The sequence below is a fragment of the Burkholderia sp. E168m23 genome (genome assembly GCF_016586125.1).
Classification (GTDB): domain Bacteria; phylum Pseudomonadota; class Gammaproteobacteria; order Burkholderiales; family Burkholderiaceae; genus Burkholderia; species Burkholderia orbicola.
Genome location: NZ_BCPP01000825.1, coordinates 1 through 3,290, shown reverse-complemented (window position 1 = coordinate 3,290; position 3,290 = coordinate 1). Strand labels below are relative to the sequence as shown.

General features: G+C 65.7%; 3 protein-coding genes and 1 pseudogene. All 4 read left to right on the top strand.

The window, feature by feature from the left end:
- Positions 1–367 precede the first annotated feature (367 nt).
- The gene (locus tag JMF90_RS30320) at positions 368–1,150 is read left to right on the top strand and encodes a Crp/Fnr family transcriptional regulator (protein WP_011547857.1); all 783 of its coding nucleotides are present in this window, start codon (positions 368–370) and stop codon (positions 1,148–1,150) included.
- A 119-nt stretch (positions 1,151–1,269) separates the two neighbouring features.
- Complete coding sequence (locus JMF90_RS30315; protein WP_236598058.1) at positions 1,270–1,581, top strand: acyl carrier protein; 312 nt, start codon at positions 1,270–1,272, stop codon at positions 1,579–1,581.
- Positions 1,578–2,774, top strand: a complete 1,197-nt coding sequence (locus JMF90_RS30310) for an acyl-CoA dehydrogenase family protein (RefSeq protein WP_006479191.1) — start codon at positions 1,578–1,580, stop codon at positions 2,772–2,774. Before JMF90_RS30315 ends, JMF90_RS30310 begins: the two co-directional genes overlap by 4 nt.
- Positions 2,771–3,290, top strand: a pseudogene (locus JMF90_RS30305) (hypothetical protein); the annotation flags it as partial. The gene JMF90_RS30310 and the pseudogene JMF90_RS30305, both read left to right, overlap by 4 nt.

The window sequence follows — 3,290 nt, the reverse complement described above, 5'->3', positions numbered from 1 at the left end:
CAGGCGATCCCCATTTATTTGTCAAATAATGTTCAATGCCTTTCCGACACTTTCGCTGTACGATGCGCACGTCGTTCGATTGATTCCCTATCGACATCGAATGACAAGCAAGCACACGATTCCATTTCAGGATGATTAATTCTGGCGAAATGAATTCTTAAATCGGCATAACGTTTGCGCTCAATCGCAACCGTCAAACTTTGTAAAATTACAGAATGCGGAATTGGACGATTTCAATTGCGTGCTAGCCTTTTTCGCGAGTATCGTCATTCCGTTTTTGATCCACACAAGTCCGCACGATCGTGCGAAATCCCGTTCCGGGATTCGCCGAAACGACGCGCGACCGCCAACCTGCGAGGATGCGCCCGTGACTCACCAGGCCGCCGACGCCGTCGCGCATGCGAACGGCATGATCGAGCTTTCCCACAGCTTCGACGCCAACCGGTTTCTCGCGGCCATCGACCGCGACGAACTCCTCACACTGACGCCTCACCTGCAACTCGTTCACCTGAAATCCGGGCAAGTGCTCTGCGAACCCGGCGAAATGCTCGCCGCGGTCTACCTGCCGGTCACGACCGCGATTTCGCTGCAGTACGTGTCGTCCGGCGGCATGACGCTGGAAGTCGCGGAGATCGGCAGCGAAAGCGTGGTCTGCGACGACGTGATCGGCGGCAGCGGCCGGATGCCGTGCCGTGCGCTCGCGTGCCGCGACGGCTTCGTCTACCGACTCGACCGGCGTGTGTTCGCCGCCGCGTTCGATGCGTCGCCGGTGATCCGCCACCTCGTGTTCGTCTGCGTGCGGCTGCTGATGGCGCAGGTGTCGCAGATCACGTTCTGCAGCCGTCATCACGTGCTCAAACATCAGTTATGCAGATGGTTCCTGCTGGCGTTCGACCGCACGCGCAGCATCGAGATCCAGGTGACGCACAGCATGCTCGCGCAAATGCTCGGCGTACGGCGCGAAACGGTCACGGACGCCGCCGGTGAAATCCAGAAGCTCGGCCTGATTCGCCAATACCGCAGCTCGATCGAGCTCGCGGACCTCGACGGCCTCGAAAAAATGTCGTGCGGCTGCCGCGCGATCGTGCGCGACGAGATGAAGCGCATCCTGTCGGCCGACTCGGGCGTGCCGGCCGCGTCGCGCGCGTGATCGGCGCACCGGCCGGGGCGGCGCTTCGATGCCGCCCGCGTGCCGGGTCAGCCGTTTGTAGGGTGGCGAACAGAACGTCGTGTCTGCCAATGGTCTACTGATGCCGGACTGCCGGGGGGATGTCAGCGCTGATCGCGCGTCTCGCCCGAGCGGACGACACCACGCACGCCGGAGCAGCACGTGAAAACGAAATCAGAACCATCCTGAAGCACGTCGCCCATCTCGAAGCCGCGATCGATTCGATCGGTGACGGGGACGACCTCTACGAAGCGGGCCTCTCCTCGCTCGATACGATCCAGCTGATGCTCGCGATCGAAAAGCAGTTCAACATCGAGATTCCCGACGAGATGCTGAACCGCAACCTGTTCCGCAGCATCGACGCGCTCGCGGACACGATCGCCACGCTGCAACGCACCGAGCACTCCGCATGAGCGCGCTGCTTCCCGAACTCGCGTCCGACAGCGATTCGCATCGGCTCGACGAGGCCGCGCATGCCGTCGCGCAGATCGCCGCCCAGCATGCCGATGCGGTCGATCGCGACGCGCGCTGCCCCGTCGAGGCGATCGAGGCGATGCGCGCGCGCCGCCTGCTCGGCGCAATGGTGCCGACCCATCTCGGCGGCGCTGGCGCGTCGCTGGAAGACATCGCGTCGGCCTGCTCGATCCTCGGCCAGGCCTGCGCGTCGTCGGCGATGGTGTTCGCGATGCACCAGATCCAGGTCGCCTGCATCGTCGACCACGCCGCCGACCAGGGCTGGCACCGGCTGTTCCTGCAACAGCTCGTGCGCCACCAATGGCTGCTCGCATCGGCCACGTCGGAAGACGGCGTCGGCGGCAACCTGCGCGCGAGCCAGTGCGCACTCGAGATCGACGGCGGTGGATTCCGGCTGCACAAATCCGCGCCGACGATCTCGTACGGCGACTACGCCGACGGCATTCTCGCCACCGCGCGACGCGATGCGGATGCGCCGGCTTCCGAGCAGGTGCTCGTCACGCTGCTGCGCGACGGCTATACGCTCACGCGCCGCGGCGAATGGGACACGCTCGGCATGCGCGGCACGTGCAGCAACGGCTTCGTGCTGGACGCGCAAGGCGCCGCCGTGCAATGCCTGCCGGTGCCGTTCGCGAAGATCGCCGAGGAAACGATGGTGCCGGTCTCGCACATCCTGTGGGCCGCGGTGTGGATCGGCGTGGCCGGCGACGCGTTTCATCGCGCGCACCAGTTCTTCCGCGCACAGGCGCGCCAGACCGACGGCGCACCGTCGCCCGCCGCGCGGCGCATCGCCGAGTCGCTCGCGCTGATGCAGGCGATGCAGGCCCGCGTCGACAACGTGCTGCGCCTCCACGCGAACGCGTCGGCCCGCTCGTGGTCGGCCGGCATGGCCTGGGCCGCCGAGATCAATACGCTGAAGACCTACGTGTCGGCGACCGCGCTCGAAGTCGCGCAGCAGGCGATGATGATCTGCGGGATGGCCGGCTACAAGCAAGGCACGCCGTTCAGCATCGGCCGCCACATTCGCGACCTGCACGCGGCGCCGCTGATGATCAGCAACGACCGCATTGCCGCCAACACTGCGAGCCTGTTGCTCGCGCTGCGTCCTGCGACGCTGGAGAAACATACGTGAACGATCGCCTCGCCGTGCCCTCCGCCGCCTCCGTTCCCGCCGACGCGCCGCTCGACCGCGCGGGCGTCAATCCGCTGCGCGACGCGCTGATCGATGCGGGCCTGCTGGTTTCGACCGGTATCCAGGGCCTGTTCGGCCGCAGCGAACGATTCGAGCGCGTGGTCGAGGCGCTCGACGCGTTCGTCACGCGCATCGGCGCCGACCAGCAGGCCGAAGTGCTGCGCTTTCCGCCGGCGATGAGCCGCATGGAGTTCGAGCGCAGCGAATACATGAAGAGCTTCCCGCAACTGGCGGGCAGCGTGCATGCGTTCTGCGGCGACGAGCGCCAGCATCAGCGCGTGCTGCAATGCCTCGATCGCGGCGACGACTGGACCGAGAACCAGAAGCCGACCTACGTCGTGATGACGCCGGCCGCGTGCTACCCCGTCTATCCCGTCGTCGCCCGCGCGGGCGCGCTGCCGGCCGACGGCCGCATCGTCGACGTGTTCTCGTACTGCTTCCGTCACGAACCGTCGC